This window comes from Salinadaptatus halalkaliphilus (genome assembly GCF_006543045.1).
GTDB lineage: Archaea > Halobacteriota > Halobacteria > Halobacteriales > Natrialbaceae > Salinadaptatus > Salinadaptatus halalkaliphilus.
The window spans coordinates 43,505-59,557 of the sequence record NZ_RBZW01000066.1; the positions used below are offsets into that span (position 1 = coordinate 43,505).

At 61.9% G+C, this 16,053-nt stretch carries 16 protein-coding genes and 1 pseudogene; 5 read left to right on the forward strand and 12 right to left on the reverse strand.

What is annotated here, in order from left to right; all coding sequences use genetic code 11:
- Positions 1 to 3 precede the first annotated feature (3 nt).
- On the reverse strand, positions 4 to 2,250 hold the full coding sequence (locus D8Y22_RS18590; protein ID WP_141466178.1) for a S8 family serine peptidase: 2,247 nt from the start codon (positions 2,248 to 2,250) through the stop codon (positions 4 to 6).
- 372 nt (positions 2,251 to 2,622) lie between these two features.
- Between D8Y22_RS18590 and D8Y22_RS18595 the strand changes: the two genes are divergently transcribed.
- Both D8Y22_RS18595 and D8Y22_RS18600 read left to right on the forward strand, forming a co-directional pair.
- Positions 2,623 to 3,099, forward strand: coding sequence for an NYN domain-containing protein (locus tag D8Y22_RS18595; protein ID WP_141466179.1), 477 nt, complete (start codon positions 2,623 to 2,625; stop codon positions 3,097 to 3,099).
- Between the two features lie 156 nt (positions 3,100 to 3,255).
- On the forward strand, positions 3,256 to 3,969 hold the full coding sequence (locus tag D8Y22_RS18600; RefSeq protein ID WP_141466180.1) for an SDR family NAD(P)-dependent oxidoreductase: 714 nt from the start codon (positions 3,256 to 3,258) through the stop codon (positions 3,967 to 3,969).
- A gap of 122 nt (positions 3,970 to 4,091) precedes the next feature.
- Here D8Y22_RS18600 and D8Y22_RS18605 read toward each other — a convergent pair whose 3' ends face one another.
- From D8Y22_RS18605 to D8Y22_RS18630, 6 genes and pseudogenes are all read right to left on the reverse strand, one after another.
- Positions 4,092 to 4,565, reverse strand: coding sequence for a DUF302 domain-containing protein (locus D8Y22_RS18605; RefSeq protein ID WP_141466181.1), 474 nt, complete (start codon positions 4,563 to 4,565; stop codon positions 4,092 to 4,094).
- A gap of 113 nt (positions 4,566 to 4,678) precedes the next feature.
- Positions 4,679 to 5,398: a plastocyanin/azurin family copper-binding protein gene (locus D8Y22_RS18610; protein ID WP_141466182.1), complete on the reverse strand. Its 720-nt coding sequence runs from the start codon at positions 5,396 to 5,398 to the stop codon at positions 4,679 to 4,681.
- A gap of 320 nt (positions 5,399 to 5,718) precedes the next feature.
- Positions 5,719 to 7,102 (reverse strand): annotated as a pseudogene (locus D8Y22_RS18615) (RNA-guided endonuclease InsQ/TnpB family protein).
- Positions 7,103 to 7,256: 154 nt separating this feature from the next.
- Positions 7,257 to 7,424 carry a hypothetical protein gene (locus D8Y22_RS22540; RefSeq protein ID WP_174811913.1) on the reverse strand — a complete coding sequence of 56 codons (168 nt, stop codon included), beginning with the start codon at positions 7,422 to 7,424 and terminating at the stop codon, positions 7,257 to 7,259.
- A 51-nt stretch (positions 7,425 to 7,475) separates the two neighbouring features.
- Complete coding sequence (locus D8Y22_RS18625) at positions 7,476 to 7,961, reverse strand: DUF456 domain-containing protein (protein WP_141466183.1); 486 nt, start codon at positions 7,959 to 7,961, stop codon at positions 7,476 to 7,478.
- A gap of 82 nt (positions 7,962 to 8,043) precedes the next feature.
- The gene (locus D8Y22_RS18630) at positions 8,044 to 8,700 is read right to left on the reverse strand and encodes a hypothetical protein (RefSeq protein WP_141466184.1); all 657 of its coding nucleotides are present in this window, start codon (positions 8,698 to 8,700) and stop codon (positions 8,044 to 8,046) included.
- A 142-nt stretch (positions 8,701 to 8,842) separates the two neighbouring features.
- Here D8Y22_RS18630 and D8Y22_RS18635 point away from each other — a divergent pair, with 142 nt between their 5' ends.
- Entirely contained in the window at positions 8,843 to 10,309 is a 1,467-nt protein-coding gene (locus D8Y22_RS18635) for an RtcB family protein (protein ID WP_141466185.1), read from the forward strand.
- A gap of 139 nt (positions 10,310 to 10,448) precedes the next feature.
- Here D8Y22_RS18635 and D8Y22_RS18640 read toward each other — a convergent pair whose 3' ends face one another.
- Positions 10,449 to 11,123, reverse strand: a complete 675-nt coding sequence (locus tag D8Y22_RS18640; protein WP_141466186.1) for a DUF7521 family protein — start codon at positions 11,121 to 11,123, stop codon at positions 10,449 to 10,451.
- Positions 11,120 to 11,476: an ArsR/SmtB family transcription factor gene (locus tag D8Y22_RS18645; protein WP_246084509.1), complete on the reverse strand. Its 357-nt coding sequence runs from the start codon at positions 11,474 to 11,476 to the stop codon at positions 11,120 to 11,122. The genes D8Y22_RS18640 and D8Y22_RS18645 overlap by 4 nt, the downstream gene beginning before the upstream one ends.
- Before the next feature lie 101 nt (positions 11,477 to 11,577).
- Between D8Y22_RS18645 and D8Y22_RS18650 the strand changes: the two genes are divergently transcribed.
- Entirely contained in the window at positions 11,578 to 12,543 is a 966-nt protein-coding gene (locus tag D8Y22_RS18650) for an ABC transporter ATP-binding protein (RefSeq protein WP_141466187.1), read from the forward strand.
- The gene (locus D8Y22_RS18655) at positions 12,540 to 13,460 is read left to right on the forward strand and encodes an ABC transporter permease subunit (protein WP_141466188.1); all 921 of its coding nucleotides are present in this window, start codon (positions 12,540 to 12,542) and stop codon (positions 13,458 to 13,460) included. Before D8Y22_RS18650 ends, D8Y22_RS18655 begins: the two co-directional genes overlap by 4 nt.
- Positions 13,461 to 13,569: 109 nt before the next feature.
- Here the strand turns inward: D8Y22_RS18655 and D8Y22_RS18660 are convergent, their stop codons facing one another.
- From D8Y22_RS18660 to D8Y22_RS18670, 3 genes are all read right to left on the reverse strand, one after another.
- Complete coding sequence (locus tag D8Y22_RS18660; RefSeq protein ID WP_141466189.1) at positions 13,570 to 14,436, reverse strand: ABC transporter permease; 867 nt, start codon at positions 14,434 to 14,436, stop codon at positions 13,570 to 13,572.
- Positions 14,433 to 15,476, reverse strand: a complete 1,044-nt coding sequence (locus D8Y22_RS18665) for an ABC transporter ATP-binding protein (protein WP_141466224.1) — start codon at positions 15,474 to 15,476, stop codon at positions 14,433 to 14,435. Before D8Y22_RS18665 ends, D8Y22_RS18660 begins: the two co-directional genes overlap by 4 nt.
- A 220-nt stretch (positions 15,477 to 15,696) precedes the next feature.
- Complete coding sequence (locus tag D8Y22_RS18670) at positions 15,697 to 15,909, reverse strand: hypothetical protein (protein WP_141466190.1); 213 nt, start codon at positions 15,907 to 15,909, stop codon at positions 15,697 to 15,699.
- Between the last annotated feature and the right edge of the window lie 144 nt (positions 15,910 to 16,053).

Consider the following 16,053-nt stretch of genomic DNA (forward strand, 5'->3'; position numbering starts at 1 on the left):
TCGTCACCTCCCCTTTTCGTCGATCGTCAGCCGGTAGCTTCCGCTCCCGTCCTCGGCGTAGACGAGAATCGTCACCGAATCGTCGTCCGAGACGTCGATCGTCACCGCTTCGTCGGCACCACTGCCCGTCGAGGCTTCGTGGTAGCTCGAGCGCGAGGGGTAACTGCCGTCGCGACGGACATAGAGGTCGAAATCGGCGTTTGCGGGGCCGTCGATCGAGATCGTGAGTTCGCAGGGCTCGTCCGTCTTAAACGAGTAGGTCCATCGATCCCTGTATCCCCACCAGCCGCTGGTGAGTGTTCCCTGAGTCGATGTCGTCTCCGTCTCCGTGCCACACTCGCGCTCGGCGGCGTCGGTCGTCACCTCGAGCGTCGCGGGATCCGTTTCGACGCCGTCGGGGCCGACCGCGCTGACGCCAAGTTCGTATGTCGTCTCCGGCTCGAGGTCCTCGACGGTCGCACCCGCGTCGGTCGTCTTGACCGCGGCGTCGCCGTCGACGGCGACGACGTAGGACGCGGCGTTGGGATCGGACTGCCACTCGAGCTCGATCCGGGTTTCATCGACGGCGACAGCCTCGAGTTCCTCGGGCGGTGCTGGCTGTTCGAGGTCGTCGTCATCGTCCTCGTCGTCTTCGTCGTCCCCGCCAGTTTCCTTGATGATTTCCTCGGGTGACAGCCGTTCGCCGCCGAGCTCGAGCCAGGTAACGTCGGGTTGATCGAGGTCGATCGAGGTCACTGGGCCGTCGACGGTGAAGGCGTCCCCGTGTCCGCCGCCGGTAATGCCGCTTACGTCCCACGTGCCGTCGTCTTCGTCGATGGTGTCGACGCCGGAGTAGGTCCCACCTTCGATGTTCCCGCCGGAGGGGCTCTCGTAAGGCGCGTCGGCGAACTCGACGGGGCCGTCGGCTGTGAACTCGTACTCGGCGAGGTACGCGTCCGGTTCGGTCACGACCGCGAGCAGGTTGTTGGGGAGTTCGTCGCCGTCGTCGCCGTCGTCCTGTTCGTCTTCGTCGTTACCGTCGTCGGGCTCGTGCCCGTCGGGAACGGTGTTGACGGCAGCGCCGGCGTCGACGCGGCCGTGGCCTTGTGCGTACGACGATAACCCGATGTCGGTGGCCGTTTCTTGGAGGTGCTCGCGCAGTTCCTCGCTCGAGAGGTCGGGGAACCGAGAGCGGACGAGCCCGGCGACGCCGGCAACGACCGGGGCTGCCATCGACGTCCCGGTGGCGTACGTGTAGTTGTCGTACAGTGTCGTCGAAAGGACGCCACTGCCCGGTGCCGTGAGGTCGATTTCGGGACCGCGGTTGGAGTAGGACGCGAGGCGATCGTTCGAGGTAATCGCCGAGACGGCCACGACCGAGTTGTATGCGGCCGGGTAGGAGACACGTCCACCCTCGTTCCCGGCAGCCGCGACGAGCAGACAGTCCTGACTGTACGCGTACGAACAGGCGTTTGCAAGCGTTCGCCAGCTGCTTGCCGAGCCCAGTGAGAGGTTGATAACGTCGGCTCCCTGGTCGGCCGACCACTGAATCGCGTCGGCGATGTCCGCCAGCGAGCCGGCACCGTTTGCGTTGAGCGCGCGGGCACTCAACATCGAACAGTTACTGACGCCCGCCTGGCCCGTTCCGTTGTTCGTTCCGGCACCGGCGATGCCGCCGACGATCGTGCCGTGTGTTTCACTCGAGTTGACGGGGTAGGGATCGCTTCCGCGGCCGGCGAAGACCGCACCGATGCGGTCGTCCATGTTCTCGGCGATGTTCTCGTGGTCGTACTGGACCCCCTGGTCGACGATCGAGAGCACGACATCGGAATCACCCCACGTTCGGTCCCACGCACCGTCGCAATCGACCTGCTGTGGAGCGTACTGCTGGGAGTAGTACGGGTCGTTGGGCGTCTCAAACGACTCGAGGGTCGCATTCTCCTCGACGTACTCGATGTCGTCGATGCCCTCGAGTGCGTCTAGTATCTGTGCTTTCGCTTCGTCCGGGGTGTTCTCGGGAAGCTCGATCGTTGCGTAGTGAAGCGTCTCGTTCGTGTGAACGACATCGCCGTCGCTGAGTGCTCGTGCAACGACGGCTTCAGTATCCGGAACCGATGCGGAGACGCCGACGAGCAATTCCGTCGCCGTCGACTGGTCGTCTGCATCCTCGCTCGCACTGGCGACACCGCTCGAGCCGAAAAAAGCACCGAAGAGTCCGGCCGCCTTGAGTACCGACCGACGGTTACTATTCAGATCGTCGTCTGGTTGCATATAACGACAATCATCTGCTCCTGTAATTAGTAAAAACTTCTCGAACTATATCCCATTTATTTGTATATTCTTTCAACTATGTCCTGTCATTCACAACACTATTGGCATATAAAGCACGAACAAATGAATATCACGCCTTATTGGACGTTCGTTGAGCGATAAACTGCTACTGCGTTTGTTATACTGTTGGACAGAACTATTCAACGATCGGTCGCAGTGCTGCGGCCGTCACCGCAAGGACGGCCGCGAATTCGCGACCGACGTTTCACTGACTTCTGTCCGACAGTATTAGATAGACAGGGGAGAACGCCCCCTTACAGTCGCTGCGGGAAGTTTCGCTACACCTTTCTTTCCCCGTGGCTATCCCCGGGTATGTTCGATACCGTTCGTGCCCGTCTCTCTCCGCGTGACACAGGAGACTCGGCCACACCGACGGTCGGATTGTTCGTCGACGGGCCGAACGTCTTTCGCGAGGAGTTCGACGTCGATATGAACGACCTTCGGACGGTCGCTACCGATCTCGGTCGGGTCGGCGTGTTGCGGCTCTATCTCGACGAACACGCTACCCCCGGTCTCATTCAGGCGGCCGAAGCTCGGGGCTTCGAGGTCGTCATCACGAGCGGCGACGTCGACGTCAAACTCGCCGTCGACGCAACGGCACTCGCTAGTGAGGGGACCTTCGATCGACTCGCGATCGCCTCGCGCGATACCGATTTCAAACCCGTCCTCGAGTACGCCGGCAAACGCGGCCTCGAGACGACGGCTATCGCTCCCGGCAGCTACGGTCGATCGGACGCCCTCCAGAACGCGGCCGACGACGCGATCACGCTGGAAAACGACACGCAGTGATCTACAGCAGCTACTGGACACGGTGGCTTGCTCGCGGCCTCTGTCGTCCCGACGATTCGGCCCACTCGCAAGGCAGTCGGCCACAGCGGGACCGACGGACATCGGTCCGTCTGTCCGACCAGCACCGTTATCAATCCGGTTCGAAAACGAGAGCGTATGCAGCGAGCGATCATCGTCGGTGCGTCCTCGGGGATCGGTGAAGCTCTCGCTCGAGCGCTCGCCGACGAGGGCTACGAGATCGGATTGGCGGCCCGCCGAACGGAACGAATGCGGGCGATCGGCGACGAACTCCCGACGAAATCCTACGTCGCGACGATGGACGTAACGGACACCGACGACGCCCGCGAGGGGTTCGTCGAGTTGGCCGAGGCGATGGGCTCGGTCGATCTGGTCGTCGTCAACGCCGGCGTCGCACCGCTCAACCGCGATCTCGAGTGGGAGCCCGAACGCGAGACGATCGACGTCAACGTCCGGGGCTTTACGGCCATCGCGACGGCTGCGATGGACTACTTTGACTCCCAGGGTGGGGGCCACCTCGTCGGTATCTCCTCCGTCGGCGCACTCCTCGGGAATCCAAGTGCACCGGCTTACAGCGCCTCCAAGGCGTTCGTCTCGCGGTACCTCGAGGGACTCCGGTCCCGACAGGCCCGCCGCGAGACGGACGTGACGATCACGACCATCGAACCCGGGTTCGTCGATACCGAGCTCTCCTACGGCTCGTTTTGGGAGTGCTCGCCCGAGACGGCAGCGAGCCAGATTGCTCGAGCGATCCAAACGCAGAAATCCCACGCCTACGTGACGCGTCGCTGGCGACTCGTCGCGTGGGTCCTAATGGCACTTCCCGAACCCGTGCTTCGGCGGCTCCTCTGATACGGACTACTGACAGTACCGGTATGTCCGCGAGCGCCCTGTGAGTGAGTCGTGAGCCCGGCTCGAGTCGGAGTCGAGGACGAAAAGCCCTCGCAGAATCACTTGTATCGGACAACGAGGGGTTAGCTGCGGTCGTCCGTGATCTCGGCGTCGACCGAATCGAACCGGTCGAACGCGTCTTCTGTGAGCTCGCCGGTCGTCTCGACGATGTCGGCCCACGCCTCGTTGTCCGGTGCGATGTCGAGCAGGCGTGCGATCTTCATGATCGAAAGGTGATAGACACGCTGTCGACCCGGCGCTTCCTCCCAGATAACCACGTTACAGGGAAAGAGCCCACCCATACGCAGCGTCTCGTCCAACGCCCGATCCGCGATTTCGGGGTTGCACGCCCCGAGGACGTAGTAGGGGTCTCGGTCCGCATCGACCTTCTCGTTTAATAGTTCCGCTGGCGAGAACTCGACGGGGATGCCGAAACCGACGTCCTCACAAACCTCTCGGACGTGTTCGATCGCTTCCTCGTGGTCCATCTCGAGGACGGCCTGTTTCTCGCCGACATCGTCGGGATCGATCGTCGTTGGATCGATTGGCAAACGCATACGGGAGCGTTCGACTGCCGGACTCTTAACCTGTGGCCCCGGCGGCTGTCGTAGCCACTGCAGTGGTGGGTACCCGATCGCACGACGAATGCACGGCTCGGAGCGAGTGACAGTTAGTTCTCGTCGTTACCGTTTTCGTCGTCACCGTTGCCGTTACCGTTTTCACCGTTCTCGTCGCCGTTACCGTTCTCTTCGTCGCCGTTGCCGTTCTCTTCGTCGCCGTTGCCGTTTTCACCGTTCTCGTCGTCCGCCGCGTCCTCATCCTCACCGTTTTCGCCCTCGACGACTTCGATATCACCAATCATGGTCGTCGAGTGGGGTTCACAGACGTACTGGGTCATCTCGTCGGTGACCTCGTCGATCTCGAGTGTCTGGGTCTCGCCTTCCTCGTCCATGATCTCGGTTTCGTAGTCGTCGACGACCTCGTCGTCGTCGTCCCAGATTTCGATGTTGTGGTTGGCACCGTCGGCGTTCTCCCAGGTAATCTCGTAGGATTCTCCTCCCTGCAGGGTGAGCGTTGGGTTCTCCTCGTCGGCGATCTCGTCGGGTTCGACGCCCATCCAAGCCTGGGTTTCGCCGTCGAGCATGATCTCCGTCTCGGGATCGATTGGCTCCTCGTCGCCGTCGGCTTCGTCGTCGTCCGGCTCCGTTTCCTCATCGGGATCGTCCTCTTCCGCGGGATCTTCCTCGTCTGGATCGTCGGGCTCTGCGGGATCTTCCTCCTCGTCTTCGTCGCCTGGCCCACCATTACAACCAGCGACGAGTGTCGCGGCCCCAGTCGCACCGGCGAGTTTCAGAATCGTTCGACGTGACATCGGATCTGTTTGTCGCATACGCGCCGCTTCAATTTCCAACGGGTTAAGTTACATCTGGGACATTATTGACCGTCACGGATTTTGAATGTAGTAAAGTAGAGGACATCTATAGATAACCCTTCATTTATTTTCGAAGCGTGTGGTTATAAATGAGGAGCGGTACCAATACACACTATTTGCTCTTGGGACGGACTGTCAGGCGACACGTGTCGGCCCGGGCTATCGATTGTGACGAGTAAATCGCCTCGGGGTCAAGTGGTTCGAGAATCAGAGATTCTCGTCATCACGGAAATCGAAGATTTCCGTACGACCCCGAGGCTTTCGCGTGGACTCCCGTTCTATGCCTCAACAGAGGTAGGGGGTACGTACTCCCCGCTCACGTTCAGCGTCCCGCGATTCAAGCGCACATCTACGGGTGCGCCTCCATCGTCTGCATTTTGCCGACGACGGAGATACTGCAAACCGATGTTCTTGGAAGCGTTGTAGTCGGCGTGGTTCTCATACCCACACTGGTGACACTCGAACGACTCTCCGTCACGGTTATCGTCGTGGGTAAACCCACACGTCGAGCAACGCTTCGACGTGTTGCGTGGGTCAACCTGCACGGCTTCGATCCCGTGTTCTTCGGCCTTGTATTCGACGTACTCGGAGAGGCGTCGGAACGCCCAGACGTGTTGCCACGTTGCCTCAGGAATATTCTCCCGAATGTGGGTTAAGTCCTCGAACACGATGTGCGAACAGTCGTTCTCGACGGCTTCCTCAATAAGTTCGTTCGCCACCGTGTGCAGGTATATCTCGAACCGCCCGTACTCTTTCTGCCCGACTGATTCAATGTTCTCGTGGGCGTGTCGAGACCCACACTGCTGAAGCGAGCCACGACGTTTCTCGTACTCTCGTCGCCAATGGTTGAACTCGTCTGCCGACCAGAATCGCCCCGTCGAAGCGACAGCGAGGTTGTTCACGCCCAAATCCACACCAAGGACTGTTCTGTGCTTGGACTCGGATTCAGACGTTCTCTCATATACTTCGACTTTCCGCATCGAAGCGTGGAGATACCAGTCACCGTCCCGATGTTGTAAGTGCGCCATTCGAAACTCGAAATCCTCATCGGAGACGTACTTCGTGGGTGGCGTCGCCGAGTCGTCGGGGAGGATGTAGTCGCACTCGACACGCCCGTCTACGGTCGAAAGAGAAACGTGGTCGCGGTGGAACGTCGCACTCCGCTTGTCGTAGACCGCGCTATCAGCAGAAAAGTGCGGTTGTGACGTGTTCTCGCCACGTTTGAGGCGTTCGACGCCGCTTTTGACGGCTTCGACCGCCCTGCGAATCCCTTTCTGGACGAGGTTCGCGGTTAGGTCGGTTTCGTCGCGGAGTCGGTCGTAGAGGGCGCGTTCGGCTTTGGCTTTCGAGGTGACGTGGTAGCCGTCGTCGTCACCAGAAACGCACGCGTTTCTGGTTGGCAGCCAGATTCCTTAATGAATTAGCTAAGTTCTGGGAATAGTCCAGCGTCATTTGTGGGCAGTTAGAACCTGCAGTGGGACTACATCATACAGTCATTCCCAATACTTCTCTTGATCACTACGGAATCTGGCGACGCCCGTGCCAGCACCACTCGCTCGCGGTGTTGGCACAGTGTTTGAACTGCTCGACAGTCTCTCGAAGGAAATCCTCAGTTCCTTCGGGAGTGTCGAGTTTGATGACGGCGGTACGACGGTATTCCACTGTAATTTCACATACAATACTGATGTTACTTACACATTTGGGAGTCAGCCTGCCATCGTGACGTGGTTTGTGTCATTGAGTGTCGGCTTCCTCCCCGACCTCAAGGGTCGGGGCATCCGCCTCGTACCGCCTGTGAAACGATCTGCAATCGAGATTAGTCGCCGAGTAATTCGTCCCCACCATCGGGGTTGGGATCCGCTACAATGCCGTCTTGTCTCCCTAAGACACGAGCGTGTGGCGCACAGACGGTTCGGTTGTCCCCCCAGGGAATGTGTAACTCGACGACCGCCGCCCGATCACACCCCTCCTCGGTACACTCCATACCCGAATCTACGTCGCCATCGAACTCAGTGTTTGGGTCCCAATCACACGATCAGAGCACGAAGACCGCGACGACGAATCCAAGCAGTATCGTCGCCGTCAACAGCACCTGTACTGCCGTCGACGCGAGGATACCGATCGTGGCGTACAGCGCCGACTGTGCGCTCTGATCCAGGTCGCCGTTGCGGACGTACTCGAGGACGAAGACGGTCCCGAAGAGTCCGACGAGCAGTCCGACTGGCCCGGTAACGATCATGAGCACGATGGCGACGACGGCTGCGCTCGCGGTCGTCGTCCACGACGCGCCGCCGGCTTTCGCGGCGATCGAACCGCCCAAAAACTCCACCGCCAGCGCGAAGAGGCCAAGCCCCGTCAGGACGACGAGCGTACCCGTTCCAGGCTCGGTAAAGCCGGAGGACCACCAGTAGCAGTAGAGCCCGGATAGCGAGAGCGCTCCGCCGGGAACGAGCGGGATCACCGTCCCGACGACGCCGCCGACGAGCAACGCCAGCGCCAGCAGCGTCATGGCTTCGACCATACGTAAACTGACGGCGTATCGAGGCAAAGACCTGTTGTTCGTCTCTCTCTCTGGCTTTCGAGTGGATCGACCGTGATGACGGTCACCCCGACCGACGACGAATCAACAACCCGACGACGACCACGACACCGCCGCCGGCAGCGACGATCATCGCGGCCGGGACCAACAGCAACGCCGCCGTCCCCGAGTTGGATCCGTGCTCGGGCGCCACCGCGTAGTACGTGCCGTCGTCCTCGACGATCGGCGTCGCCGTGGGACCTCCTTCGGCCTCGACCAGTTCGCCGGTTTCGATCGCCGCTCGAGCGGGTTCGGATGCGTCCTCGAGCGGGACGGCGAGTTCGTCGGCGACGGATTCGCCAGTGCGCTCGGTGACGGTCAGCGTGACCGAGTCCCCGTCGACGCTCGCGGTGTACTCGTAGAGCGTCCCCTCGAGAAGGATGAAGTCGTACGTTTCGAACGCGAAAAATCCGGACGAGGCGTTCGGCGCGGTGCCCTCGTAGCTTCCCTCGACGGCTGCGGTTTCGAACGCCTCGCGCGTTTCGTTCCCGATCGAACTGCCGTGCTGTGCATCGTAGACCTCCGGCGCGACCGTCAGCTCTTCGACGTCGGTTTCGGGATCGAACTCCGTCGCCGAGAGCGATGGAATACCGCCAACTCCGGCGGCGCTACACGCGACCAGCGATGCGACGACGACGAGACAGCTCCCGAGAGCGATGCGTCGATGGAGGGCGGGGGGCATACACCGTCGTTACTCGAGAATCCCCATATAGATATTGGATATCTAATATTTGGGGGATGGCACGGATCGTGCACCGTCCCCACCCACGACGCCTCGAGGGACAAGACGAACATCTTTCATCGTCGCCGACGGACTGTCGAATATGAGCAATCCCACGTTCGAGGTCGACGACGTCACGCTCGAGCAGGTCCGGGAACACGTCTGGGAGGTTCCCCAAACGGGAGACATGCGCGTCCCCGCGAGGGTACTCGCCAGCGAGGCCCTGCTGGAGGAGATTTCGGCGGACAAGACGCTCGAGCAGATCACGAATACGACCCATCTGCCCGGAATTACCAACCACGCGATCTGTATGCCCGACGGCCACCAGGGCTATGGCTTCCCCGTCGGCGGGGTCGGTGCGCTCGACGCCGAAGACGGCTGTATTTCGCCGGGAGCGGTTGGCTACGACATCAATTGCGGCGTCAGAATGATGCGGACGAACCTGACCTACGACGACGTTCGGGGTCACGAGGAGGAACTCGTCGACTCGCTGTTTACCAACGTTCCGTCGGGGCTCGGCGGCGGCGGCATCGTCGAGGCCGGCGCCGACACCGTCGACGAAATCCTCGCACGCGGCGTCGACTGGGCCGTCGAGAACGGCCACGCCGTCGCGGACGACCGCTTGCACTGCGAGGACGAGGGAATGCGCGAGGAGGCCGACCCCTCGAAGGTCAGCCAGAAGGCCAAGGATCGCGGCAAGAACCAGATCGGCTCGCTGGGCTCGGGGAATCATTTCCTCGAGGTCCAGCGCGTGACCGATGTCTTCGACGACGAGGTCGGCGAGGCGTTCGGCCTCGAGGAGGACCAGATCGTCGTCCTCATCCACTGTGGGTCGCGCGGGCTGGGCCACCAGACGTGTAACGACTACCTGCGCAAGATCGAGCAGACCCACCAGGGGCTGTTGAACCAGTTACCCGACAAGGAACTCGCGGCCGCGCCAGCGGGCTCACAGCTTGCGGAGGACTACTACGGTGCGATGAACGCGGCGATCAACTTCGCGTGGGTGAATCGACAGCTGATCATGCACCGCACGCGACAGGTCTTCGAGCGCGTCTTCGAGCGCCCGTGGGAGGAGATGGAGATGGAACTGCTGTACGACGTGGCCCACAACATCGCGAAGAAGGAGACCCATACGGTTGGCGACGAGAAACGCGAACTCTACGTCCACCGCAAGGGTGCGACACGAGCGTTCCCCAAGGGCCACCCCGAGGTTCCGAAGGCATATCGCGATGTCGGCCAGCCGGTCATCATCCCCGGCAGCATGGGCGCGGGCAGCTACGTGCTCCGAGGGGGCGCGAACTCGATGGATCTCACGTTCGGCTCGACCGCCCACGGGGCTGGCAGACTGATGAGCCGCACGCAGGCAAAAAACGAGTTCTGGGGCGGCGACGTCCAGGACGAACTCGAGGCCCAAGATCAGATCTACGTCAAGGCCCAATCTGGGGCAACCGTCGCTGAAGAGGCGCCGGGCGTCTACAAGGACGTCGACGAGGTCGTCCGGGTCTCGGACGAACTCGGCATCGGCGACAAGGTCGCGCGGACGTTCCCGGTGTGTAACATCAAGGGCTGATACGGTCTGTTGTACGTCATTGCCGGCACGACCGCCGTCCGGGTCGCGGTTGCGCCGGCAATGACGTACAGTAAACCGTATCAGACAGGGAGATGTATCGGCGTCCCGGTGGGCAGGGAACTCGTTACAGTAGATTGTCTCACTCGCGTGTTAGCGACCGGAGAATCGCCAGTAACCCACCGAGTTCGACACTTCCGATGACGACTAACGCTCCCGCATCGGAAACTGTCGTCAGCACGTACAACCCGGTAATGGTTCCGAAGGATCCGACGGTCAACAGTCCGAGACCGACGGCCAGCAGTAGCATCGGTCGCTGTCCGTATCGTCTGTAGCCGCGATAGGCCTGGATCGTAACGAACGCGCCAACGATCGCGGGGAGACCGTTGAGGCCGGCCTCGACCAGCGACTCGTTCGGCCCGAATGTGTCGATGACTACGAACGGAACGATCAACGTCAGGAGCCCCCCGAGTACCGCGGCTGCGACTGCGCGCCCGCCGTGGCGTTCGGGCCGGCCGTAGATAGCGTAGAGAATCAACACCAGGCCTGCGAATTGGCTCGAGACCGCGACCGCGTTCGTGACGACCGACGACGCACCGGCGGTCGAGAACACGATGCTAGCGGACGTACGTACCGTCGACGCTAATGCGATGCCGACTGCCAAAAACAGGACGGATCGCTCCCCTGATCGACGATACCCGCGGTACGCCACGAGTGCGATCCAGACACCGACGACGATCGTTGCGAACGCGAGGCCGAACGCAAACAGCCCGACAGCGGTCGAACCGCCTTCGACGGTGATTTCGATACCGGTCATCTGAGTCCCTCGTACAGTTTCGTAAAGCGATCGACGGCGTCGGTCTCGGTCCGCTCGATAGAGACGGCGTAACTGCCATCCTGCAGTTCGATCGTCACCTGTTCGAGCCGAGCGGAAAACCGTCGGTAGTGATGGCCGTCGGGGCTGGGGATCTGTTCCTCGTCGATCAAATCGTGTTCCTGCAATCGGTTGAGCCGACGGTAGACCGTCGGCGGAGAGGCATCACACTCCTCTGCCAGTTCCTCCGCCGACAGCGACTCGACACTGATCGCGGCGAGTATCGAGCGAGCGTACTCGTCCTCGAGCAGTTCGCCGATCGTCTCGGCGTCCATCTGGTCGCCAGCCTCTCCCATCGGTCTCCGGTTGTCTCCCCGACAGAAAATACTCCCGCAAAGAGTTTCCGAGCCAGAAGCTGTGGGTTCCGAACTAAGATAGTGTCACCCGACGATGGTGTATGGTTGCAATCGAAACGAATGGGTTGACCAAACGTTACGGCGATCACGCCGCTATCGACGGTCTCGATTTGACCGTCAATCGAGGCGACGTGTTCGGCTTCGTGGGCCCGAACGGGGCCGGCAAATCGACCACGATCAACATCCTTCTCGATTACGTCCGTCCGTCGGACGGCTCCGCGACGGTGCTTGGCTTCGACGCGCAGGAACAGCGCCGGGCGGTTCGCGAACGGATCGGCGTCCTCCCGGACGGATACGATCTGTACGACCGGCTCACCGGTCGTGAGCACATCCGATTTGCGGGCAACATGAACGGCGTTTCCGTCGACGAAGCGCAACTCCTCGATCGAGTCGGCGTGAGTATCGACGACGCCGAACGCCCGGTCGGGACGTACTCGACCGGGATGCGCCAGCGTCTCGCGTTGGGACTAACGACGATCGGTGACCCCGAGTTGCTGCTGCTCGACGAACCGACGAGCGGACTCGATCCCCACGGCGTGGCGCTGTTACAACAGCTCGTTCGCGAGGAAGCCGACCGCGGTGCGACGGTCTTTTTTTCCAGCCACGTCCTCGATCACGTCGAATCGGTCTGTAACCGGGTTGGGATCCTCGACGACGGACGACTCGTTGCCATGGATACGATCGAGGGATTACGCGACGACGCCGATTCGGGGTCGACAGTCGAGATGGCAGTCGAACCGATGCCGGACGGTATCGACGAGGCGTTAGCAACGCTCGAGGCGGTCCACGCTGTAGACGTGACCGATAGCACGATCACCGTTTCCACGACGGATTCGGCCGCAAAACCCGCCGTCATCGACTGTGTCAGAGACGCAGGCGCACGGGTAGCCGACGTAACGACCCGCGAGGCAACGCTCGAGCAGGTGTTCGATGCGTACACGACCCAACCGACGGACGGGCGACGGACGGCTGCTGGCAGGCCACCAGGAGGGAGGCGTGACCGATGAAGGGAACGGAGTCTCCGTCCGCAGCGTCGAACGGGACGACGGCGATCACCCGGTCAATTGTCGTCGCACGAAAGGAGTGTACCCACGCCGTTCGCTCGAGTACGCTCCGTCTCCTGATCGCGGTGTTACTCTTGGTCACGGTCGTGGCGTTTCGAGGGGCCGGTGGTTCCGGGGCTGCCCCCTCGCCGCTGCTGGCAGTCGACGTGCTTGCGCTCTTGTTGCAAGTGATCGTCCCCATCGCGGCGATCCTCGTCGGCTGTCTGACGCTCGCTGGCGAACGCGAGTCGGGGAGTCTCCGTTTCCTGTTCGGGCTGGCCCCGTCCCGGACCGAGGTCGTGTTCGGAAAGTTCCTCGGGACGATCGGTGTGCTCGCGGCCACACTCGGCGTCACGTTCGTGTTTGCCGTCCCGCTGAGTTATTTCATGTTCGGCGCTGTCGCGATCGGTGCACTTGCCGGACTGGCCCTTACCACCATGCTTCTCGCCGGGGCGTTCGTCGGGTTCGCAATCGGTGTCTCCGCGATCGCCGCGTCTCGAAAGCAGTCGATAGCGGCGGCTGTGAGCGGCTACATGCTCGTGACCTTTCTCTGGGAGCCAGTCGTTGCTGGCGCTCACTACGCCGTGACCGGCACGCTGCCCGACGGGGCGCTTCCCGCGTGGCTCCTGTTTCTCGAGCGTCTCAACCCGCTCGAAGCGTACGCCGCGGCAGCCGGCGCGATCGGCGTGGAGAACGTCCATCCGTTACGGATCACCTTCGGTCTGCTCGGCGGTGGTACCGGGAGGTCGATACCGGACGGGAGCGGCACAACGGCACCCATCTACCTCGCTGACGGGGTCGCAATCTGTATCCTGATCGGCTGGATGCTGGTTCCGACGCTGATCGGACTCGTCTGGTTCAGACGCGTCGACCTCGCGTGATACGGATTGCTGTAACGATTTACCGGCGCAATCGCCGCCCGGGTCGCGGTTGCGCCGGCAATGACGTACAGTAAACCGTATGAGACGAACTGTCGTTCGTCGGTTCCGGTCAGTAGTCACCGAGGACGCCCAGACGACGAGCGCGCCGCGTCGCATAGTGAAACACGACGTAGCCGCCGAGCAGGTATCCGACGGCCACCGCCAGGAGCAATCCGAGCTCTCCCAGGCCGAACTCCCACAGTCTCACCCCGTCGACCATCGTCCGTTGCAACATCGCGCTCCCGTGAGCCAACGGCAGAAAACGAGTCCACGGTGCGTCGAACACCGGCGCGGAGATCAGGACGATGAAGCCAAACTGTAACAGATTGAGCCAGTTCCCGATCTGCTTGTAGAGGACGGTGATCCCGCCCGCAGCGAAACCCAGTCCCAGCACCGACGTGATCGCCAGTCCGGCGACGGTGACGACCGTGATCGGCTCGAGTTGCAGTCTCGTCCCTGTCACCACCAGCATGACTCCGAGGACCACTGCGGAGGTGAGAAACGTCCGAACGACCTTCGCGACACCCTTCAACAGCGCAACGGGAGCGAAACCAAACGGTGTCGTGATGTGGCGCTCGAGCGTTCCCCACTGTACCTCGCTCGCGATGTCGTTCGATATCGAGGAGTACGCCCCAACCGACAGCGTCCACAGGAAGTAGCCGACGATGATCCCTTCGATCGAGTCGGTGAGCGCTTGCCCCGCGACCATCCGCCCGCCGTAGAACAACAGGGCGAAAAAGAACAGCGAGACGACGATCCCACCGATCGCGTTCGCGGGGTAGCGAACGAATATCAGGTACTCCCGGTACAACACCGCCCGCGTGAGATGGTAGTAACTCGCCGGTTGCGGGCCGTCGGTCGTGGTCGCGGGTTCGGGCTGGGCAGCGGCGTCGGACGGCGTCGACGCGGGCGTCTCGGGCCCCTCCCAGTCGGTCACGGCGACCACCCGTCCTCGGCCGGCTCGCCCAGCCCACCCGCATCGTCGGTCAACTCCACGAACACGTCCTCGAGATCGGGTTCGACCGTCCGGACGTGCTCGAGGGTGACGCCGGCGTCGCGGAGATGGGCCATCAGGTCGTACAGTTCGTCGCCGCCGGCCACGACCTCGAGACGGGTTCCGTCGGCGTCGCGTGCAACGCCGAGGACGTCGAACGCCTCCCGAAGCGACGCGAGAACGCCGTCGTCGATGGACGGGCTGGTGATTCGGACGATGTCGCGATCGGTTCGCGCGACCAATGCTGCGACCGTGTCGTCGGCGACGACCTGTCCGTCGGCCATGACGACGACCCGATCACAGACGTCTTCGATAACGCTCATGTCGTGGCTACTGAGGACGACCGTCAGCCCGTCCTCGCCGGCGAGTCGTCTGAGTTCCTGTCGGAGCGTCCGTGAGCTTTCGACATCGAGACCCAGTGTGGGCTCGTCGAGAAAGACGAGTTCGGCACCGCCGGCCAACACGCTCGCCAGCGAGACTTTTTGTTTCATCCCGCGCGAGAGGTCTCGAACCGGTGTCTCGGCCTTGTCCGTGAGTCCGAGACGGTCGAGCAACCGATCGTGCCGTGTGGAGACGGAGTCGGGATCGACACCACTGATGGTCGCGAAATAGCGGAGGTTCTCCCGAACGGTGAGTCGCCAGTAGTCGTTCCGGGCACCCTCTAACATCGCGTCGACGTTCGCGTAGACGGCTCGCCGACCGTCCCCGATGTCGGTACCGAACACTTCCACCGTACCTGCATCCGGGACGACGATTCCGAGGATACACTTGATGAGCGTCGTCTTGCCGGCACCGTTGGGACCGAGAAGACCGACGACCGAGCCCCGATCGACCGTGACGCTCACGTCGTCGACCGCCATCACCCCGTCGGTGTCGGTCCCGAACTGCTTCGACATGCCCTCGACGACGAGGGCCGGAACGCGTTTGGCATCCGAACGAGTGGAATCGCCGTCGTCCTGACTCGAGCTATCGAGTCCAGCCATCGAATCGGTCGGCGCGGAGGCGTTCATTAGTGACGCTATGGGCTTGAGACCGATAAACAACGACGACAAACTGCTCGTTTGTTCGCAGTGTCTACCGGGATGTACCGGTTGTAGGATCGGGCTACTGGAACGTCTCCCCGTCTCGTCCGGACTGCTGTCGTCTATCCGGCGCGACCGCGACTCCTCGTATCGCGCCGGAACTGGCGTACAGTAAACCGTATCACTTCAGCCGAAACGGATTGTCCTCGTCGTCACCGTCTTCGCCCTCGCTCTCGTACGGTTTTCGCGCCGTGATCGTCACCGTCGCCTCTGGATCGTCGTCGTCGGCCCACGGGCTGTCGTAAGCCGAGATCTCGAGGTCGGTCACGTCCCACCCTTCCTCCTCGATGAGTTCGACGAGTCGGCGCTGATCCGCGAGCATGTCGTCGTCCATGGCGCGTCGTTCGTGACTCGAGCGGGTAGCTCTTGTGCCGTCGAGTCGCGGCGACCGACCGTCGACTCGCCGCCGCCCCGTAACTGAAATCGGTTACTGGCTGTCGAAATACCCGGCGTATTTAAGCGGATCCACCTACAACGA